This window comes from Pseudomonadota bacterium (genome assembly GCA_026388315.1).
Classification (GTDB): domain Bacteria; phylum Desulfobacterota; class Syntrophorhabdia; order Syntrophorhabdales; family Syntrophorhabdaceae; genus MWEV01.
Genome location: JAPLKA010000021.1, coordinates 28477 through 49181, shown reverse-complemented (window position 1 = coordinate 49181; position 20705 = coordinate 28477). Strand labels below are relative to the sequence as shown.

At 44.0% G+C, this 20705-nt stretch carries 21 protein-coding genes; 17 read left to right on the top strand and 4 right to left on the bottom strand.

Annotation, left to right across the window (positions count from 1 at the left end; genetic code table 11):
- Positions 1-5 precede the first annotated feature (5 nt).
- Together NTX75_01835 and NTX75_01830 are read right to left on the bottom strand one after the other, a co-directional pair.
- Positions 6-236: a helix-turn-helix domain-containing protein gene (locus tag NTX75_01835; protein ID MCX5814971.1), complete on the bottom strand. Its 231-nt coding sequence runs from the start codon at positions 234-236 to the stop codon at positions 6-8.
- Positions 237-247: 11 nt separating this feature from the next.
- Entirely contained in the window at positions 248-1225 is a 978-nt protein-coding gene (locus tag NTX75_01830; GenBank protein MCX5814970.1) for a hypothetical protein, read from the bottom strand.
- Between the two features lie 256 nt (positions 1226-1481).
- Between NTX75_01830 and NTX75_01825 the strand changes: the two genes are divergently transcribed.
- The 14 genes from NTX75_01825 to NTX75_01760 all read left to right on the top strand — a co-directional run bounded on the left by NTX75_01825 (position 1482) and on the right by NTX75_01760 (position 16279).
- The gene (locus tag NTX75_01825) at positions 1482-2375 is read left to right on the top strand and encodes a zincin-like metallopeptidase domain-containing protein (protein MCX5814969.1); all 894 of its coding nucleotides are present in this window, start codon (positions 1482-1484) and stop codon (positions 2373-2375) included.
- A gap of 111 nt (positions 2376-2486) precedes the next feature.
- Positions 2487-2837 (top strand): hypothetical protein, encoded by a 351-nt coding sequence (locus tag NTX75_01820; GenBank protein ID MCX5814968.1) that lies wholly within the window; start codon positions 2487-2489, stop codon positions 2835-2837.
- Positions 2838-2848: 11 nt separating this feature from the next.
- Entirely contained in the window at positions 2849-3133 is a 285-nt protein-coding gene (locus NTX75_01815; protein ID MCX5814967.1) for a hypothetical protein, read from the top strand.
- Positions 3134-3289: 156 nt separating this feature from the next.
- Positions 3290-3562 (top strand): hypothetical protein, encoded by a 273-nt coding sequence (locus NTX75_01810; GenBank protein ID MCX5814966.1) that lies wholly within the window; start codon positions 3290-3292, stop codon positions 3560-3562.
- A gap of 12 nt (positions 3563-3574) precedes the next feature.
- Complete coding sequence (locus NTX75_01805; protein ID MCX5814965.1) at positions 3575-4468, top strand: toprim domain-containing protein; 894 nt, start codon at positions 3575-3577, stop codon at positions 4466-4468.
- Positions 4469-4498: 30 nt separating this feature from the next.
- Complete coding sequence (locus NTX75_01800) at positions 4499-5725, top strand: metallophosphoesterase (protein MCX5814964.1); 1227 nt, start codon at positions 4499-4501, stop codon at positions 5723-5725.
- Positions 5722-8094 carry an AAA family ATPase gene (locus NTX75_01795; GenBank protein MCX5814963.1) on the top strand — a complete coding sequence of 791 codons (2373 nt, stop codon included), beginning with the start codon at positions 5722-5724 and terminating at the stop codon, positions 8092-8094. Before NTX75_01800 ends, NTX75_01795 begins: the two co-directional genes overlap by 4 nt.
- A gap of 15 nt (positions 8095-8109) precedes the next feature.
- Positions 8110-9687 carry a hypothetical protein gene (locus NTX75_01790; protein MCX5814962.1) on the top strand — a complete coding sequence of 526 codons (1578 nt, stop codon included), beginning with the start codon at positions 8110-8112 and terminating at the stop codon, positions 9685-9687.
- Between the two features lie 53 nt (positions 9688-9740).
- Entirely contained in the window at positions 9741-10103 is a 363-nt protein-coding gene (locus NTX75_01785; GenBank protein MCX5814961.1) for a single-stranded DNA-binding protein, read from the top strand.
- An 11-nt stretch (positions 10104-10114) separates the two neighbouring features.
- Complete coding sequence (locus tag NTX75_01780) at positions 10115-12286, top strand: adenosylcobalamin-dependent ribonucleoside-diphosphate reductase (GenBank protein ID MCX5814960.1); 2172 nt, start codon at positions 10115-10117, stop codon at positions 12284-12286.
- A 269-nt stretch (positions 12287-12555) separates the two neighbouring features.
- A complete protein-coding gene (locus NTX75_01775; GenBank protein ID MCX5814959.1) occupies positions 12556-12960 on the top strand; it encodes a KOW motif-containing protein in 405 nt (134 codons plus the stop codon).
- A 1056-nt stretch (positions 12961-14016) separates the two neighbouring features.
- Entirely contained in the window at positions 14017-14469 is a 453-nt protein-coding gene (locus tag NTX75_01770) for a hypothetical protein (GenBank protein ID MCX5814958.1), read from the top strand.
- Between the two features lie 20 nt (positions 14470-14489).
- Positions 14490-15083 carry a hypothetical protein gene (locus NTX75_01765; protein MCX5814957.1) on the top strand — a complete coding sequence of 198 codons (594 nt, stop codon included), beginning with the start codon at positions 14490-14492 and terminating at the stop codon, positions 15081-15083.
- Positions 15080-16279, top strand: coding sequence for a ParB N-terminal domain-containing protein (locus NTX75_01760; protein ID MCX5814956.1), 1200 nt, complete (start codon positions 15080-15082; stop codon positions 16277-16279). Before NTX75_01765 ends, NTX75_01760 begins: the two co-directional genes overlap by 4 nt.
- Positions 16280-16589: 310 nt before the next feature.
- Here NTX75_01760 and NTX75_01755 read toward each other — a convergent pair whose 3' ends face one another.
- Positions 16590-18296: an AAA family ATPase gene (locus NTX75_01755; GenBank protein ID MCX5814955.1), complete on the bottom strand. Its 1707-nt coding sequence runs from the start codon at positions 18294-18296 to the stop codon at positions 16590-16592.
- 529 nt (positions 18297-18825) lie between these two features.
- Between NTX75_01755 and NTX75_01750 the strand changes: the two genes are divergently transcribed.
- The 3 genes from NTX75_01750 (at position 18826) to NTX75_01740 (ending at position 20257) form a co-directional block, all read left to right on the top strand.
- Positions 18826-19041, top strand: coding sequence for a hypothetical protein (locus NTX75_01750; GenBank protein MCX5814954.1), 216 nt, complete (start codon positions 18826-18828; stop codon positions 19039-19041).
- A gap of 2 nt (positions 19042-19043) precedes the next feature.
- Positions 19044-19304: a hypothetical protein gene (locus tag NTX75_01745; GenBank protein MCX5814953.1), complete on the top strand. Its 261-nt coding sequence runs from the start codon at positions 19044-19046 to the stop codon at positions 19302-19304.
- A gap of 260 nt (positions 19305-19564) precedes the next feature.
- Entirely contained in the window at positions 19565-20257 is a 693-nt protein-coding gene (locus tag NTX75_01740; protein MCX5814952.1) for a hypothetical protein, read from the top strand.
- Positions 20258-20315: 58 nt separating this feature from the next.
- Here the strand turns inward: NTX75_01740 and NTX75_01735 are convergent, their stop codons facing one another.
- Positions 20316-20702 carry a hypothetical protein gene (locus tag NTX75_01735; protein ID MCX5814951.1) on the bottom strand — a complete coding sequence of 129 codons (387 nt, stop codon included), beginning with the start codon at positions 20700-20702 and terminating at the stop codon, positions 20316-20318.
- Between the last annotated feature and the right edge of the window lie 3 nt (positions 20703-20705).

Here is a 20705-nt window from a genome sequence, read left to right as displayed (position 1 = left end):
GACAATTATTTCATCCTCGATAAAATCTTATCTGCTATTTCGTGCGCCCGCGCCGTGTCCTCCTGAAAGAACGCATCAATAGAATTTTTATCAACATACCATTTACCACCTTTTTTGCTCCCGGCTATCTCGCCCGTGATAAGATATTTCTTTATTGTGTTTTTTGACATCGACGAATAAGCACAGGCGAGTTTTACCGATAGCCAACGGGGATTTATGTCATCAAGCGTACCCATTCTGTATCCCTCTATGAAACAGTTTTTTTTCTCAGGTTAAAAATCCTTTTGTTGTATTGGTTACGATATGCTTCTACCAGATATAATATTTTGCTATCGCTTGTAGACAGTTTCTGACATTTTGACAGCCAGAACGCAACGCCCCCTTGGTGAAGGGAAAGTATCTCTTTGTCATCAGTTGTCCAGCCGGTTTTACCTGAATTCTTTGCAAGATTAAGCGCAACGCGACCATGGTGGAGGGAAAGTATCTCTTTGTCATCAGTTGTCCAGCCGTTTTTATTTGAATTCTTTGCAAGATCCAATGTAATGGTGTTGCTACTGTATTTTTGTAGCATAAGTATCTCTTTGTCATTGGTGGTCCAGCCGGTTTTAACAGAATTGCCTGCAAGCACAAGCGCAACTTCCCCCCGGCAAAGTTTAAGTATCTCTTTGTCATCAGTTGTCCAGCCGTTTAAAACTGAATTCTTTGCAAGTTCAAGCGCAACCTTACCATCACAAAAAGAAAGTATCTCTTTATCGTTGGTGGTCCAGAGTGTAGCGCTTGAATCAATCGCTAAATAATAAGCCATGTCTTGGTGTTTCTTTAACACGTTAATATCGCTGGTTTTCCAACCACTCATGCAAGAAAAATATGCGAGACAAAGGTAAATATCGACAACATCGACGCACTTATACCTTGTCAAATCTGCCGTGGGCTCATAGCCAGAGCTAACAAATTTTGCAATGCGGCGAGCAAAAGCTTGATCACCGTAAAATTCTTCGAGAATACCTTCTCTGTACGATAAATCACCGCATAAATCGTGTATCTCTTCGATTACATCACGTACTTTATGTTCATATTTATTTCTCGCAGTGTGCATGGCAAGCTCATAAATAACATGGTAATGAAGCTGATTGTCATAGGTTTGGTTATCACAATCTTTATAATTATTGGATAGAGTTAGTTTGTGATTGGCTTTGTTGAGATTGGCTTTGTATAGAGTAAGCATAGAAATCCCCTTTTATTTTAAATTTTATTCACAAAAACTTTTTAGTTTCATATTAAAATGTATTACTATCGACAGGATTAATTATTTGATGTTAGCCAGAAACTAATACATATCCATAGAGAATAACCAGTAGGTCTATCCGAAAAGAATCAATCAAATACCCAACTACCCCGGAGCGAACTCCGAGGAATGTAAACGATTCAAATCAAACCCAAGAAACCCGTTCAGGTAAAAACTATCAAAAAAAGGAGGACATATGTCCGTATACGAAATCATCACAGACAGGATTATTGCCGCCCTCGAAAAAGGCGTTGTTCCTTGGAAGAAGCCATTTACGACAGGATTGCCGCAGAATCTTGTCTCAAAAAAAGAGTACAGAGGGATCAACACTTTATTGTTGCAGTGTGCACCTTATTCAGCCCCTTATTGGCTGACCTTCAAGCAGGCGGGGCAGCTAAATGGAAGCGTAAAAAAAGGCGAAAAAGGGTATCCGGTTATCTTATGGAAGTTCACCGACTTCGTTACCAAGAACACCAATGAGAATGAGACAGAATTAACGGCGGGAGCATTTTCAACGAAGATTACAGGTTCCGCTTCAAAAGGTTCCAAGAGATACCCGTTATTGCGCTACTACACAGTATTTAACGTAGAACAGTGCGAGGAAATAACGTACCCGACACCGCAAAGCATCGTTGCAGATATCGTTGAATGCGAAAACCTTGTCAGAAAGACGGGGTGCACCATAAAGGACGGTACGGAGGCGTACTATACGCCTGCTACAGATACCGTCACAATACCCAAAAAAGAATACTTTCGTAACATGGAGTCTTACTGTTCCGTGATATATCACGAATTGGTTCACTGGACAGGTCATCGGTCGAGGCTCAACAGGGAGGGGGTGCAGAGGGTAAACTTCGGTAGCGAAGTGTACAGCAAAGAAGAGTTGATAGCAGAAATGGGCGCTGCATTTTTGTGCGCTCATACCGGGATTGAAAACAATGCTACTATCGAAAATTCATCGTCCTACATCAGCTCATGGCTTCGCAAGCTCCATGAGGACAAAAAGATGGTCATTTTCGCTGCCGCACAGGCGCAGAAGGCGGCGGAGTTCATCATCAACGGGGGTAACAATGAAAGTCAGGAAGATTAAGAAAGACGCGTTATACATTATCCTTGTGGCATCAGGATTTGCCTATTTCGCCATAGGGATATTCTACAGGGCTTTTCAGATACCTTATGAATGAAATTAGAGGATAGAAACATGAGAAGGGTAAGAAAGTATGAAATACGGAAGGAAGAAATATCTGAACAGGTTGCGGCAGGCCGATACAACCCTGCACTTGTCCTTGATTATCAGAACAGAAGATATGAACTCGAAAACGGATACAGCGACAAACTGACCATATTTGGATCGAAGGATACCGTCTATGTGCTGGGTATCAATAATCCCTTAGGATACGTATCGCTGACTGTTTTTGATAAAGAAGAACAAGGGATTATTGATAGCATTTTCCTTCAATCGGAAAAAGCTGTCAGGGAAGCTCTCGGTCGTAACTTCGACAGGATGAGAGAATCAACAATAATAAAAAGGCTCACTGAATTTTTGAGCTGAAGGGAGAAGATATGAAAGGGTTTAAAAAAAGAGGATTGGTGATGTTGGGTGCGTACCACGTAGAACGTTGCTACGGAGGGCCCGAAGAGGGTGGCTGGTGGCACGACTGGTGGTCGCATCTGGAGACCAGGCTTGTCCCTATGTGGAAAGAGGAAGAGATAAAGCAGGAACTCTGCGAAAAATATCCCGACGATGGACGCTCGCTGGATTCAGTTTTATCCACGGGGGAAACAGTGATTCTTCCTGAGAACCACGTCGGGGAGTTCCAGACAAAACAAAGACCGCGCTGGAGTTAAAAAAACACCGTAAGCCCAGGGTTTCAATACCCTGGGCTTTTTTTGTGGCATACGTAAATAAGTAATACATAATCAAAATCTTCAGTAGGTTTATCCGAAAACATTCAGAAAACATTCAGGGCAACCTTAAAAATCCAAATAAAAAAGGAGGCAACCATGAGCATAAGAGCGTACAGAGTAAACGAAATCAAACTTGGCGGAGAGACTTTCAATCTGTGGCACGACGAGAAGGTCGCACAGTATCTCAATGATAACGGGTATTTCGACAGTTTGAATGCGGACATGTGCGGGGTCATGGAAATTTCGGTTACATCACTCAAAGCAATGTTAAAGATTGCGGACAACGATCAGGTAAGGAGTAACATTAAGATCGACATAGCATTTGCGAAGAAAAACAAAAGAAACTATCTTCAGTATGATTGCTTCTAAGGAGGTGTTGAGATGCTACAGTTCGACACACAAAGCATTAAGCAGATAGATCTCGTAAATTTCTGTGAGCAAAACAGTTTTCACGGGTACAGGCGTTGCGGGAACGGAGCATCATTCTTTTCACCGTTCCGCGATGAAAAAGAACCATCGTTCCAGGTCAGTTATTACAGAGATATATGGACATGGAAGGACTGGGGGTCTGGTGTATCAGGAGACATTATCAGTCTGGTTCAGGCGCTCGATAATTGTTCATTCATAGAGGCGTGTCAAAAACTCAGCGAAAATAACTACGAGTGCCATCCAAAAGTTTTACCATCAAAAGACAAACAAGAGGATGATGACAAAACAGAGTGGGTCCGAAAGACCTATCTCAATCTCCTGAAACGTCCTTTCCTCACAAAGGTTCAAAAATACTTTGAGAGTAAGGGCGTACATTACCATAAGGAAATGGGGGCGGTTATATACCGTGACCCCGAAGGATACGATTATGTAGGCATACCGCTACCTGACCCGTTTCACATGGTGGGACTGGAATGCCGCGGCTACTCAGAGAAAAAAAGAAAAACACTCGGAAACAAAGCGCTGTGGGTCCTGCGAAGAGATCCAAAAAAGGTGCTTGTAGCTGAATCCATCCTCGATGCGCTTGCCGGTGAAATCGTCTTGAATATGAAAAACGTTTCACTCGTTTCCCTGAATGGAGCGGGGAATGCCGGGAAGTTCAAAGAATTATATACCGAAATGCATCCGAAGGAAGTTTATCTTGCCCTGGACAATGATGAACCGGGGCAAAAGGCGAAAAAGGAAATCGAAGATTCGCTGCGCTGGAAATGGTGCAGTGTGAAAACCATCAGGAATCACGAGAAGGCAGGCGTAAAAGACTTATACCGTCTGCTGGTAAATCAATAAAAACAACCTTCAAAACAACAAGGAGACCATATGAAAATACTTCACACGGGAGACCTGCACTTTGACAACCCGCCTCAGTTGTTAGCGGAGATTGTCAAGTGCAGCAACCACCTGATAGGTGTCGCCATTAGTGAGCAACCGGACCTTATCGCTGTTGCGGGGGATACATTCCACGACAGCGTTGAACTTGGTTCTCCTGCCTCATTGGCGGCAATGAAATTTATTCAGCAATGCGCTGACATTGCCCCTGTTGTAGTCATAAGGGGCACGACAACACATGATGCAGAGGGCAGCGTAAATGCCCTTGCAAAACTCAAAGGGAAAAACAGCATATTTGTAACAGACAGGCCAGAGCAGGTATACCTGCTGGATTCCAGGCAGTTTGTAGCTAATTTAGCAACCTGCGATAAGCCGGTTGCTCTCATTTCGCTATTGCCGTCAGTCACAAAGGCAAATGTTGTAAACGGAAATGGCAACGGCAATCAATCGTCACAGGGGTCGAACGAACAGACCGCAGATTTGCTCAGAGATATTCTCCGGGCATGGGGAGAAGTAAACCACTCAGTTCGGTTATCCAGAGGGTCAACCTCCGGCATACCTGCAATCATGGTAGGTCACTTTACCGTAACGGGTTCTGTTCTTCCTACTGGCCACCGGATGATTGGCAAAGAACTCGAACTTACCGTAGGCGATCTGAGATTAGCCGGGGCAAATCTTGTTTGTCTCGGACACATTCATAAATCACAGTCATGGAGAGAAATAAGCTACTGCGGCAGCATCACGCGTCTCGATTACGGCGATGCTGGCGACCATAAGGGCTTTTATATCCACGAATTATCTAAGCAGGAACTTACCTCGCGTTTTATAGAAACTCCGGCAAGGGTAATGAAGGTAAGAAAACCCATGAACGGTATCCCAACTACAGACGACCTCGGCGACATCGCAGCGGGCGACTGTGTGAAACTCACATTCGAAATCAGCGAGGAAGACCTCTCAAAGGTAAACGAGGAAGCGATACGTCAGGCAGCGCTCGCAAAAGGGGCTGCAGAAATAAAAATAGAGAAGATCATCGTACCGAAGGTCACTGTCAGGGCAGAGGGCATCAGCAGGCTTAAAAACGCCGAAGATAAGCTCAGAAAATGGGCTGAACTCACCGGCGTGGAGGTCAACGCAAATATGCTGAAAAAGCTCTCTGACCTCGAAACAATCAATGACCCGGAGGACTTTGCAAAACAATACACGGAGGCAACAACATGAGACCTATTTCATTGAAACTCAAAGGCTTCAAGGGTATCCAGGCCGGCATGGGGTTGGAAGAAATCGAAATTGACTTCTCAAAGATTCCATCTGGTATCGTTACATTCTCCGCCCCGAACGGGACGGGGAAGACAACCATCATGGATAATCTGCATCCTTACAGGTTCATGCCATTCAGGGCATCGAGCTATTCTCCGAAGGCGTTCTCATTTTACGAACACTGTTACGGGGAAGCTCTCAAGGAACTTGTATTCGGGATGAATGGCACAACATACAAAAGTCTTCTGCTTCTCAACATTGAGAAGAAAAAACAGGAGGCATACCTTTACATAGAGGAAAACGGAACATGGACGCCGCTCAATGACGGAAAGCTGGAGTCATACGACCTGGCAGTAGAAAACCTGCTTGGCAACCCCGAACTGTTTTTCATGTCGGTGTTCAGGGCGCAAAACGCGAAATCCATCACAAGTTATTCCAAAGGAGACATCAAGGAGATCTTCACTGAACTTCTTGGCGTAGATCACCTGAAGGCAATCTCCGACAGGGCAGGGGTTATCAGGACAGAGGTGCAGCACCTGCTCGATGTGATAAGAGGGGAAAAGGCATTGATGACACTGGTCCTCGAAAAAGAGGCCAGCATTATAACAGGCCTGGCAGATATGGAACGGTCTATAGAGATAACAAAAGAAGAAATGGCCCGCCTGGACAAACTGATGTCGGGAGGGCAGGAGAAATTGACAAATCTTAATGTACAGTTCGCATCCCAGAAAATGCTTTTGTCTCAAGAGAAAGAGATCGAATCCGAGGTTTCTAAAAGGAAGGAGAGGTTGAAAGCTTTTCTTTCCGGTCAGGAATCGAGGAAAAGGGGACTTGAGGCAAAGATCTCCCGGACAAAAACAAGAATCACCGATTCCGAAATGCTTATCTCCAAGCTGCCCGAACTTCAGGAGGCAAAGAGAAGCAAAGCAGTTTTGGAAGGAAAGGCTAATCTGCTCAAGGGTGAATATAAGGAGATTGATGCGGAATACATCAGCATTAATAACCGCGTCACGACGTTGAACAAAGCAGAAGGACTGATGAAGGAAAAAGAGAAAGTCCTTCAAAAGCTCCGTATGGAAAGGGAAGCAGCAATCAAGATGTTTGAGAAAAACCTTGAGATTGCCCGAAACGAGGAACAGAAACTCAAAAATACCCCTTGCGGCGGATCACTTGCTGAGGGGTGTATCTTCGTTATGAGCGCGGTATCAGAAACAAAGAAGATACCGGAACTTCAGGAGAGACTCGGCAGCCTTAACAACGTGTCACCCGGAGAGGTCGAAATCTCTGGCGAAATCGATAGTCTCAAAGTAATGCTCGCGAACAGGGAAGCCCTTAATAAAACGTTACAGGAACTTCTTCAAAAGAAAAGGGATGTGCAGGCGAATATAGAGAGTTTGGAAAAGAATCTCAACGACCTGAATAAATCCCTTGAATCTCTACCGAAGGTTGAGCTTGCCGAAAAGGAATTACCGCCTTTGAGACAAGAGCTTGAATCGCTCAACAACGAACTTAACGGTATTAATGAAACAACAAAACTGCAGACAGCATCCGATGAAGCTGAAATCAAAAGCCTTGAAGAAAAGCTCTCAGAAATCACCAATGGTTTAGATGGTAGTCTCGTGAACAAGAAGGTTGTCCTGATTGATGAACTTGAACAGATAAAAAGAAAAAGGGCATCCCTCAACGGTGGCTTCGAAGAAGCGACAAAAAAGACAGGTTCGCTAAACGCTGAAGTTCAGCGTGTTGAGGAAGCAAAAGGCAAAATCGAAGCTCTCTCAACAAGAGAAAACCATCTTGCAGAAGAAATATCACAATGGTCGCTGCTTGAAAAAGCCTTTGGAAACGACGGCATCATTGCCCTTGAGATAGATGATGCAGGCCCTCAGATAACCACCTATGCGAACGACCTCCTGAAGATATTCGGGGGCAGGTTCAGCGTCAAGATAGAAACTCAGCTTGCCAAAGCAAAAGGCGGGATGAAAGAAGGTTTCGACATCACCGTTTTTGACAGCCAGACAAACGAATCAAAAAGCATAAAGAGGTTGTCCGGCGGAGAGAAAACCTGGGTGGAAGAAGCAATCACCCGGGCGATATGTCTCTACAGGGCAAATTTAAGCGGCATTCGGTACGAGTGCATCTTCTCTGATGAGAAAGACGGTGCGCTTGATACAGAGAAGAAGAAAGAATTCTTCGACATGAAAAAGCGTGTCCTTGAACTTGGCGGGTATAAAAACGAGTTCTGCATCACACAGACTGATGCGCTCCTGTCGAGGGCTGACGCGGTGATCGAACTCAAGAGAGAACTTGGAATTAACACAATAATACAATAAAAGGAGGTATCAAATATGACAGACAACACAACAGGAACCGTTGCAACATTGGAAAACGGCGATTCAGAATACATTGCAAAAATATCGACACTTCTCGGTCCTAAATACTCGCTCCCGAAGGCGGGGGTTATCAGACCGGGCATCATGGTGTTAAAAGCAGGCTGTACGTCACAGGACGAGAAGGTCTATCGCGACATGACGGCCAAAGAAGCATCATGGGACGATATAGACAAAGCGCTTGGCCTGGATGTGAACAAAGAGTCAAAGCTGAAACCGGCAAACGTGGATTACTTCACGGTCAATGCCGGCGACTGCCTCAATCCGGAAAACGCAGCGATCATAAAAAAGCTCTACGCCGACAAAGACGGGAAGGTCAGAAGGATACCAGTATGGTTCCCGGTAAACGAATGGTGGAACCTTGTGCCCCATTCATTGAGGTGCTGGGGACAGTCGGGAATAAAATTCATGAGCGACATAAAAATTACCGGAAACAAGGTGGAAACCTTATGCCGTTTCCCGCTGAACGCTGAACCAGGAAAAAGGATCTTCGGAGGCAGACAGTGGGGGACACGACCTTGTTCACCCGAAGACTGCCGGGAATACCAGACGGGGGGATGTAAATTCGGAGGAATGGTGCAGTTCTACATCCCCGGCGCTAAAGGGGTGGGCATATGGGTACTCCCGACAACCTCGTGGTACTCACTTGTCGCTATAAAAAGCGTCCTTCAGAACGTATCACAGATAACGGGAGGTAGGCTGGCAAGAATGTTCGACGATGACGGAAAACCTGTATTCCAACTCACAAAGACGGAAGAGATAGTTTCTTCCATAGACAGGAAAACCGGTAAACCAATACAGCGGAAACAGTACCTTATCTATCCTGATATGACAGTAGATATGACAGAACTTGCTCTCATGTATGAGAGCAGGAATGTACTGTCAAAAGGGACAAACGCTGCTGCAATGCTCACAAAAGCGGTCATCACGGATTCCGAATCTGAAAATGAAGTGTTTGCTGAAACCGTTGTTGAAACTGCTGTGGAACCCATTAAGCCTGCCATAGAAGAAACGCCGGAGAAAACAGCAGCGCAGCCTGAAACCGAAGCTCCCAAAGCAGAAGTTTCAAATGCTGACGCTGCTGTTACTGAAGCTCCCGAAAAGGAAACGAAGCAGGAAACCGCTTCAACGCCTGCACAGGCAGAAGAGGAGAACCCCGATCAAAACAAAATAACTACCATCGTCAAAGAGTGCGCCGGCATCAAGGCCAAAATTGCTGTTGATACTTACCAGGGGATACGAAAAAGATATCCCGGGTCCTGGAAGGGATGGACGTTTACACAGGCGCAGGACTTCCATAAGGAGATGCTCGATGCATTGAAGAAGGCCGGTAACGGCAATGGCAATAGCAGAAACAAAGATGTTATGGATGACTTAATCCAGAAAATCAAGGAATTTGCCGGTAGTTACGGCGTTCCGGTCAGTATACAGAAAACTGCTATTAATGCTGAAGCAATTTCTGAAGAGGTCGCTACAAATTGGTTGAATCGTCTGGAACAGGGCGATTTCTCGATGTTCCTGGACGCAATAAAATAATAAATCAAAAGAAACCCCGAAAGGGGTTTCTTGATATTCAAGGAGAAAAAACGATGAACGAAAGCTCAATGACATTAGCAAGAGCACGGGTCGCAAAAGACCCTGAATTAAGATATTCGACAAAAGGAACCCCGTTTCTTAACCTGAGGTTGGTATATAAAGGTGGGAACCACGACATATTTATCAATGGGGTGTTGACCGGAAAGCCGGCAGAAGCTTTCAAGATAGACAAAGGCGATTTGTTGAGCGCAATAGGTGATCTCGAAGAAAACGTCTGGCAAGCGCAAGGCGGCGAAAAGAAGCAGCTCTATATACACATTACAAAGCTGTTTATCCTCAAAAAGAAGGGAGTCGAATCACATAATACCGTGAAAAAAGAAAACGATGATTTTGTCCCTGAAGATATCGACATATAGGGAGGCGAAAGATGATAAATACAGAAATATGGCATAAGAAATACCGCTTCGGCGATGAGAAAACGTTCGAAGACACCGCTTTGCGGGTAGCAAAGCACGTTTCTGACGGGGACAAAACTTTGGCTGCTGCGTTTTATGACGCAATGGTCTCCTTGAAGTTTATCCCGGGAGGCAGGATATTGGCATACGCCGGAACGGGCAACCCCAAGGCGACATTCTCCAACTGTTACGTACTGGGCGAAATCGAAGACTGCATGGAGGGTATTATGAAGTCCCTCGGAGAAAGCGCACTCACAATGAAGGCAGGCGGAGGAATCGGCATGAACTTCTCAACATTGAGACCTTACGGGGATAGGGTAGGGGGCACGAATTCAATCGCTTCCGGTCCGGTATCCTTTATGGAGATGTGGAATGCAATGTCAAGAACCATCTCCGGCGTAGGTGACAGGAAAGGGGCAATGATAGCGGTATTGAATGCGGATCACCCCGACATAGAAGACTTTATTATAGCAAAAAAAGACAACACAGGGGAAACCCCCGTGTTGGAGAAATTTAACATCTCTGTCGGCATTAGTGATGACTTCATGGAAGCTGTCAGAGATAACAGCGAATGGGACCTGAGATATCAGGGGGCAAAGCACAAAACAGTGAAGGCAGGGGATCTCTTCCGGTTGATTGTTGAAAACAACTGGGGAAAAGCAGAACCGGGTGTGATGTTTGTGGATACTATAAACGGCATGAACAACCTGTGGTACTGTGAGAAGATCAATGCAAGCAACCCTTGCGGGGAATTACCAATGCCGCCATACGGGGCTTGTAACTTAGGCTCCATTAACCTGACTCAGTTCGTCGATAAACCTTTTACTGAAGATGCACGAATCGATATTGAAGGTTTAACGGGGATAGTAAAAACTGCGGTGAGATTTCTGGACAACGTAATTGATCTGAACTATTACCCGATTCCGGAACAACGGGAAAAATCGCTTCAGACAAGGAGGATTGGCCTCGGCGTTATGGGACTGGGGAGTATGCTGGCAATGATGGGAGTGAGGTATGGCAACAAAGAGAGTCTTGAAGCAATAACGAAAATATTCGCCAGTATAAGAGACACTGCCTACAGAACATCAATAGAGCTTGCAAAAGAAAAAGGCGCCTTTCCTGCATTTGACAGAGAAAAGTATCTGGAAGGTGGTTTCATAAAAACTTTTCCCAATGACATCATAGGGGGAATAAAACGGTATGGTATAAGAAACTCACACTTATTGACAATAGCTCCTACGGGGACGACAGCACAATTGGCCGGCAACGTGTCAAGCGGCGTGGAGCCATTATTCAGCATCGAATACCTGAGACGGAACGATGGACAAGAAATTATCGTTCGTGACTACGCCTGGCAGAAATACCTGGACGTCGCTAAGACCGATGAAGTTCCCGATTTCTTTGTCACGGCACACGATCTTTCGTGGAGAGAACACATAGCGGTTATGGCTGAGTGCCAGAAGTATATAGACTCCGCTATCTCCAAAACAATCAATCTGTCGCAAAATGTGACCATCGAAGAAATGATGGACATATACACCGAAGCGTGGAAGATGGGCCTGAAAGGCTGCACGGTATACAGAGAAGGATCTCTCGATGTTGAGATTCTTAAGAAGAAAGAAGACAAACAGAAGGTACATGATGGTAAAGCAGACCGGCCATATCAGCTTGAAGGCAAAACGTTCAAGGTGAAAGCGCCAGAAAACAAACATGCGTTTTACCTGACATTTACACATCATAACAACGGTTCAATAACGCCCTATGAATTATTCATCAACACCAAAGATCCATCAGTAGAGGAATGGACAAAAGCCTTGGGGAGGCTCGTCAGTGCGGTATTCAGGAACGTGGATGATCCCACCTTTCTCGCTGATGAGTTAAGAGAGATATATTCTCATTCAGGATTCTTCTCTGCTTCCAGGAGAAAGTACGTCCCGTCGTTGATTGCTGAATTCGGTGAAGTGATGAAGGATTACTTCCGGGAAATAGGTCTTGCTGAGGAAGAATTTCCTTTTGAAGAAATTCTCAACGGCGACGACAATGCTAAAAGCCTCGGTTACTGCAAAGTATGCGGACAGTACGGGACCGTCTACGAAGAAGGATGCCTGAAGTGTCTCGCATGCGGTTTCAACAAATGTGGTTAATCAGGATGACAGTTTACAAGACGGGGGGTAATTCCAAGCCGGTAGTATAAGGTGTTGATAGCCCCATCAAAAGCCACTAACTTTAAAAGGTTAGTGGCTTTTTTTATGTGGAGAATATTTGCCGCAAGTAAACAGGCCCTTAAACCGTTACCGGTCAAGGGCCTGCTGTAAATCAGATTGGAATTATCAATACCCCTTCCCACTGTCTTGGTGATTACCCCGCCTTTTTTTATTCGTAATACACATATATATCGCTGCAAGGGAGAACTATGTATGTAATCTATGGCAATAGAAGGCTTATCAAAAGAGTTAAGGAATTACTTAAAACTCATGATAAAAGATTCGATGAAACAAAATTTCCCGAATATCTCCTTGTGTGGCGCGATCCCTTGCTGATACTGCCGCCCGAACTGCAAATAAAACTGATTATAAAGGATTGTGATAACAGTAATTATTTTACCATACTTAAAAATGCCGGTGATTTGAGCAGCATGTTCACTCCTTTCGTACCGGAGCCAGGAAAAGTTGTAAGAATAAAGTCGGGGCCATACAAAGGACTCGAAGCTATAGTGAAAGGAGTCAAGAAACGAACCTGCATGGTTGAATTTAACATCCTGGGGAGGATCGCAAAAGAAATCGTGAGTCTCGATGATGTGGAAGATATCGAAAATTGACCAAATATGCAGCCCCTGGCTTTAGCCATGGGGAAGTCCAGTTATACATACCGATGTATCAGGATGGTACCTGTTTAACGGTATTGCATATGTATCGGTAGATGTAGAGAAAATATATGATCCGGGTAAAAACTACCCATGGCCCAGGCTAAAACGTTGTATCTCCTGCTAATCATCCCGTATCCGGGGGTACGGATATGTTCAGAGGTGTTTTGAAAGGTTTGCATAACCCCTGTGGGTGAAAACGATACCGGTGTTCTAATTGCCGTATCGTCTGCACATTACGGCCGGATATCTTTTCAAGAGGCTTCCGGCATTCCCTGTGGACCATTCTGTGTTCATTGATGACAAAGATACTTTTTTACCGCTTAATGCTCTGCATTCCCCGCCAGAACCTGCAGTACCGGTATAAGGGACTCATCTTCCGGGCATCGCGGATATATAATCTACCATCCCCTGATATTAATACTCTCAAGGACATCTCAAGGGACTGTGTTCCTGCAAGTCATTCACTCAAATGTGCACTACTCCGCCTATGAGCATGACCCTACCATTTTTCTGCGGCTATCTTGTCCGCACATTCAGGTACTTCTTACAGAAAACCATATAGAGAGGCGTCAGTATAGATAAAGAAACAAAAAAGGTTATTGCTGTCTTCCATTTCGGCGTCATTGCCGATTTTGTCGGGGGAAGAAAACTCTCACGGGGAGAGATGGAACTGATTCTTCGTGAAAAATCATAGGCCCTCTCCCCGGGCCAGGGCCTATGAGAGGGAGGGGAAGTTAGAGAGTTTATTCTTCGAAGAGAAAAAGAACAAAGGGAAATCGCGGGTCATGAATGAAGAGGCTGTTACCGCTCTTATTCATCACAAAGAGGAACGGACGGGAGTCTCCCCTCCCTGTTCTTGAAAGAGGCCAGGGCATAAGAGGATTCTTCCCGGGGGATACATGGTGACCTAAATAGTAATACCTAAATATACCGTGAATACGCATGACCCATTCATACATATGCATCTTAACGTTCGTATTTAATATTACTTCTTTAAGGGGAAATCAAATGTGTGAAACAGAAATAGTCTGTAAGTTGTGGACAAAAATGAGACCGCAGATTGAAAAGCTCGCAAAAAGTGTAGAAAAATTTTCGACTTACTTAGAACCTGCCGATTTTATAAACCAGGCGTATATCGCATGCGACGATGCTATTAAAGTATACGATCCAACTAAGGCGGGAAAGATGACATTGACGACATTCACTTTCTGGTACATCCAAAAACATCTTTACAAAATGGTAGAAGAAGGAGGGGGTGAGGTAGTATATATAGCACGCTCACCGAAAGGTAAAATTAAGATATTGACCAATTCAGAATACCGTAAAAAGAAAAAGAAACTTGAATTAGGAGGATATGTATTTACATCGGAACGGACCGTAAGCCCATTTCCTGAATGGGATAAAAACGAAAATGAAAACGGTCAACACGATGGTAACAGTCACTTCTATTTTGATTACTAACAAAAAAAGGAGGTAACGAAATGACGGAAACGCCAGAAGAAGCTTGTCAGACGAAAGCCGTTGAAGAACCTCAGGGTGAAAAAGAAGGAATATGGGCAACAGTCAAAGAGTATAAAAGAATAAAGCAGTCAGTAAAAAAGAGATTGATTTATAAATACGTTGAAAAAGGTTATTTTGAATCGAAAATAACAAGCACTAATCGCAAGCAAAAGCGTATCTTAATCTTCATCAAAGAAGCTCAGGATGTAGCAAATATCCTCTATCTTAGAGAATTAAAAAAAAATGCGCCTAAGCCCGAGCCGAAGCCCAGAATCCGCCTCCGCACATATCATATGAAGTTGGCATTCCCTGATTTGAATCCAAAACAAATTGAATTGTTTATCAGTGTTGCTAATAATCCCTCATTAATAGGTGAGAGATGTGACAGGATAGACTTTGCCTACGACAAGGATATAGAAGTAGACGAAGACACATACAAAAAAATAATTGCTAAGGCAAAAGAACATGGTATGAAATCAAAAAATATGATGACGAGTGTCGTATATCATATGATGTTAGAGAAGTTACTCAACGATTTTGAGCAATTACAAAGCAATAAGGAGGCAGCAAAATGACAGAAAACAATGCGATAGTAATGGTCAGAACAGAAAGTATCAAACCGGGAGATCGTTTATTCAGAGCTTTGGACGAGGAAGTAGTAAAGGAACTTATGGTAAGCATCCGGACGAGTGGTATTTTTTCTCCACTGCTGGTTGAAAAGGGAGAAGATGGATTTACCCTTCTTTCCGGTTTCAACAGGCTTGATGCGATAAAGCGGTTGGGCCTTACTGAAGTTCCTTGCGAAATCGTAACGGCTAATAATAGAGTAGCTGCGATATTCGACACTGACTTGATCAGGAGGGATCTCGACCATGGAGAAAGGGTAGAGATGAGAAAGATAAAAGAGGATTACAAGAAGAAAAACCGCGAACGCATGGAACAATCTCTGATACCCGCATATCAAGGTTTCGCACAGTACTTAAATGACACCACCCTGCAACACATCTGTAACATTCCTGTCGCGGAACAGCAGCTTTTTTTCAATGCGATCCCCCAAAAGGTCATCGCGGACAAAGTGGAGTTAAAGAAGTTGGAAAAACAAGTGCTGGAAGGTGATGAAGAAATTAAAGAACTGCGCGAGTTTAAAACGAAAATCGAAATGGAAAAGAAAACGTTTGAAGATTACAAAGAAAAATATGAGGCATTGCAGAAGACAAAGCAAAAGGACCTCGAAATATTAGTAGATGCAAAGAAAAAGGAAATGGAAGAGGAATACAGGGATGCAGACGATAATATCCGGATTGCTTATGAAAATGCAAAGGAAGAATCAGAGAAAACCCTCAATGAGGAGATAGAAACACAACGAGTTCTCGCTGTAAATATGTCGTTGGAGGTGGATAAGAGAAACGCAATAATCAAAGCCATGCAGGAACAAATTGACAAATCCGACAATGTAAAGAAAAGCATCGAAAAAGAGAAGGTTAAACTCCAAAACAAAATAAATCAACAGAAAAACATAGTAGCTGCGGTATCAAATCCGCAAACTATAGTAAACCGTTGCAAACTCATTGGAATGGATGCAGATCATATCAGGAACACTATAATACAATGCGGCCCTGATCTGTGGATCAACGAAAGAGATACAAAGAATGCTATTATAAAACATCTTGCCGCCGCCATTGAGGAGATAAATGAAATACAGAAATTTTTGGACACAATTAAACCAGCAGGCGACAAAGGTGTAAAAACCCCTCTCGACAAAGAAGAGTAAAAAGAGATATTGAAGTAGCAATTCTCCACCATCCTAAACCTAATCCCCCTCGCTGCTTAGCGGGGGGTTTTTTGCAACAAAAATCTGTCCATCGGTTTGATGGTCAAAAGCCTGTGCCCTGGGCACAAAAATCTGTCCATCGGTTTGATGGTCAAAAACCTGTGCACTATGCACAAAAATCTGTCCATCGGTTTGATGGTCAAAAGCCTGTGCCCTGGGCACAAAAATCTGTCCATCGGTTTGGGGCGGATTTATGTCTACAATAGAACTAAAGAGAAATATCTCTGAATATCACTACGCTGCTCTACAGCTAACACACACCTAATCCATCTATCACGTACGTCATCTTCCTACCTCTCGTTGTCCCGACAAACACCATCTCGTCTGTCAAAAACTCCCTGTCTGTCTTGGGGGGTATCACGAAAATCACATAATCGCTTTCGCTGCCCTGAAACTTGTGTACCGTGAGCGCATATGCAAGTTTTATATCCTTTGGTTCAATCAATACCGTTCCATCTCCATCTGAGGGGAATTGCAATCCGATAAACCCCATATCCTTTGATACGACATGCCCCATCTGGCCGTTCGAGGCAATGAGTTCGCCATCCACGTAAACATTCTCAGTGACGATCACCTTGTCGTGCGCCTTTATCTCCTGAAAAACACTTTCCGATTGCGGGTTGACGATCTTCTGCAGGAACACGTTCAATCGTCTTGTCCCTAAAGGACCGCCGTGAACAGGGGTGATGACCTGAAATGTCTTGCCATGTTCTTTGAGTGTCGTTGCTATCTTTTTGACAAGCAGCATGGCCGAGAATTCATTATCTACATGGTAAACTTTCACAGAGGGCTCACCGCTATTGGCAAATCTCCACTTTTTTGTGAGTTCAACAACGGGGAGAACATCGGTCATTATTTTGAAAACGCTTTCCCCTTCAACGGGAGGAAGCTGTCCTGGGTCGCCTGAGAATACCACTCTCGGGGCTGCCTTGAGAATTGCATGAAGGGTATGCCAGTTAAGCATAGATGCCTCGTCCACTATAAGCAGGTCACAATCCAGGGTATCTACAGAAAACCCCTTCCTGCCGAATCCGAGCAGGCTGTGGACGGTGACGGCCTTGCTGCCCAGCAGTTTTGCTGCCTTACCTGTTGTTGCCGACAGGATAACACGGCTTGACATCGAGGCGATCTTTTTGAGCAAGGTAGTTTTCCCTGTCCCTGCTGTCCCTGACAGTATCGTATATCTGTGATTCATCAAACTACGGATGTGATCATCATCCGTTGAAAAAATCGGGAGCGTTTCGGGGTTATCAGTCAGCATCATGAGCGCCTTCTTGCTGAGATAAAAGACGGAACTCAGGTAGATACGGTCATAGCTGAAGACAATCTTGTGATGCGGGAGTTTTGTAACCTCTTCCATAACCGGGGATACGTCGCCTTCTTCTACATCGAGAAGTCTGGATACCTGCTCGACTACAACAGCAATGGAAAGTGATCCCTGTGCGTTGCCATACGCTTCATCAACAACATGATAGCTTGTTGCGTATACCTTTTCTGCAAGAGATCCGGGTTGCTGTGTCCTCTCAGAGATGACATATGCGGAATGAAAATCGAGGTGTCCATTGAAGTAAAAGAAGTATGGGTTCTGGAGATATTGTATTTGCTTCTTGTAGGAGAAGGCCAAGAACTTCCTGAGCATCGCCTTCCTCCCCATAAGCCACAGTAGCGCGGTCATCTCTTTGAATAGAAATGAAGGGTATCCCGGGACGGCAAGTTTTTCTTTGACAGCATACCTATTGACGCTCTCATATGACTTGCAGGTATCGATGTTGTATGTCCCTGAATCACCGGCAATGAATATGTTTTTCTTTTTTTCCCCTTTAAATGTGCCCCCTTGTGTTGGGATCACGGAGGGATTACTATTCTTCTCGGGTACATAGACCCATGACCTGCTTCTTACACGGTGCAGATCGCCATTTCTGGTATTTCTGGTCTGTACAACAATGCCCTTAACCATAAATCCCCATGTTAGTTATGGTTCCTGCATGAGCGGCAGCTGAACGATACCCAATGTTTTACAGCTGCTGTCAATAGACATTGATTATATAGATTACAGTCAAAGTTCCGATTATATGGTGCTTTTTTAATTGAAAGAGCTTCGTACAATTGAACAGGTGATGCAGAAGAAGGAAGAGAAACTTCCGAATAGTTTTGTCGGGTCTCATCTCGCAAAGATGGCAGTTCGTTCTCATTTTCCATATGTACTTTCCTTTCGTGTCATTAATCGGGATGTTTAGATAATACGTATTCCTATAGTAATATTACTATTTAGAACCAAGCGGTATACCCCCTTATTTGACGGTATCACTTCCCATTTCAGTTCATAGGAATGACCACTTTTTTATTAGTTGGCAGCAAAAAAAGGTAAGAAGTAATACATAAGCAAAATCATCAGTAGGTATTTCCGAAAACAATCAGCAAACCTCCATTTTGGGAAGGTTTTTTCGTTTTAAATCCAATTATAAAAAATTAAGGAGGGCAACATTATGGCATATACACCAGAATTATCACAACTGGCATCCTCAATGCTCAGAAGGATTGCATGGGCAATAGAAAGACCTATGACCAGTACAATGGAAATGATCTTCAAGGAACTGCCCGGCTTCATCAGGAAGGAGGAGGTATGCAAAAAATGCAGGGATAAATCAATATGTTCAGGGTGTGGCTTTAATCAGAACCATTACGTCGCGGAAGGAGGATAACCATGCAGACAAAAGATGCCGTTGAAAAAATCATTACCAGAACGGCAGAAAGCCTGGCCTATCCGCAGAGCAAGCACCTTTGCACCACCTGCGCAAGATATATAAGAAGTTTCTGTCCGGTAGGAATGGATATTACCCACGGTGATTTTTACCATGAGATACTATCAGACTACATTGCCCCCAGATGGAAATATGGCGACACAATCCCCGGTATAGCCATCTCCATTACTTCATGCACAAAATACAAGAAAGAGCGGCGATAACGTATACGAATGAGCAGAACAGGACACTTCAGCTTGTCTAACCATACCCCTGTAAAGAGTGGCATATAAAAAAGTCGAAGTTTTACTCTTAAAACAAATAGAAGCAACTATCACAGCTACAAAAAATTAAATATCTAAGGAGGCAACATGATTAGAATCGTTTGGGAAAACGGTGGACACGACTACATACTGAAAAAGATGCTTCCCTATTTTGTCAAAATGGGAAAGATAGCATACGTTGTAAAATATTAGGAGATTATATGGGATATTATATTACTATGGAATCAGTTACTTTTGAATCAAAACTAACCCCTGAAGAGATGAGAAATAAGATTGGAGAATTGGAATCGTCAATACTGGGCTCCGTTATCGGGTATGAAGATGATGGTGTAGATTTCAGTATAAATCGCGATGTTGGCCCCGGGAATAAATGCTTCTACGAGCTCGTGCCTTATCAGGGCGATTACTACTTCAGATATGACGAAGAAAAGCTGAAAGCAGTCACAAATTTTATATCGACCGTCATTGCTCCGTGCCGCCATACGCTGTTTCAGTTTTACGGCGATACAGCATGGGATTTGTGGGGATCTCTCGTCACGCGCGATCAGGTATTGCCTGTAGGGTACAAACTGACTGTCGAAACGCCGGAATGTGTTGTTGGATATGACGAGTTTGTCAAAAGCCTGCAACCCCCCGTGACATTTCAGAGGGTAGTCGTCAAAGGGAAGGAATGTCTGTTCAGTGATATCAGAGACGCAACGCCCCCGCCGGGGTACGACTTCAAATACGACATACGCCACGATGACGAACAGTGGGAACCCTGTTCAATAGAAAAATGGGTATTCGTGAATTATTACGGAAGCATTTACACAGAGGAAGAGATGTTTCCTGAATTAAACTGCAAGGACAACCTTGTCGAACTGGATGAGGAAGATTTTGGCTTTGTCGATTAGATCGTAGAATCAAGGGGTGTGGCGCTCAGAAACACTGGTGCCACGCCCTTTTTTGTTTTCAGTTGACATATGTTCTGCCTATCCCGGATACTTCGGGGAATCGCATGGATTCCATGGATATCTTTAGATACAACGGGATTATCGCCCTGTTGTTGGGCAAACCGCCTCCGGACGCCCATTCCTCGGCTACCTCTACACGACTGAAAATAAAGAAGTTATGTTCGAGACTGGTCCCAGTTAACGGAAGCTCAAAACCAAACGCCTCGACATCGGTGCTGTTGATGGCAGCGTTATATTCATAAATCTTCTCCTGCTGATACACATATCCGAGAAGTTCGTTAAAGTGGCGGCTTCCGTTAAAATATGCATCTGCGATTTTAAGATTTTTTACGTCACGCTTCTTGAACAACATAGATAATAAACTCTGAACAAAATTTATAAGCAAATC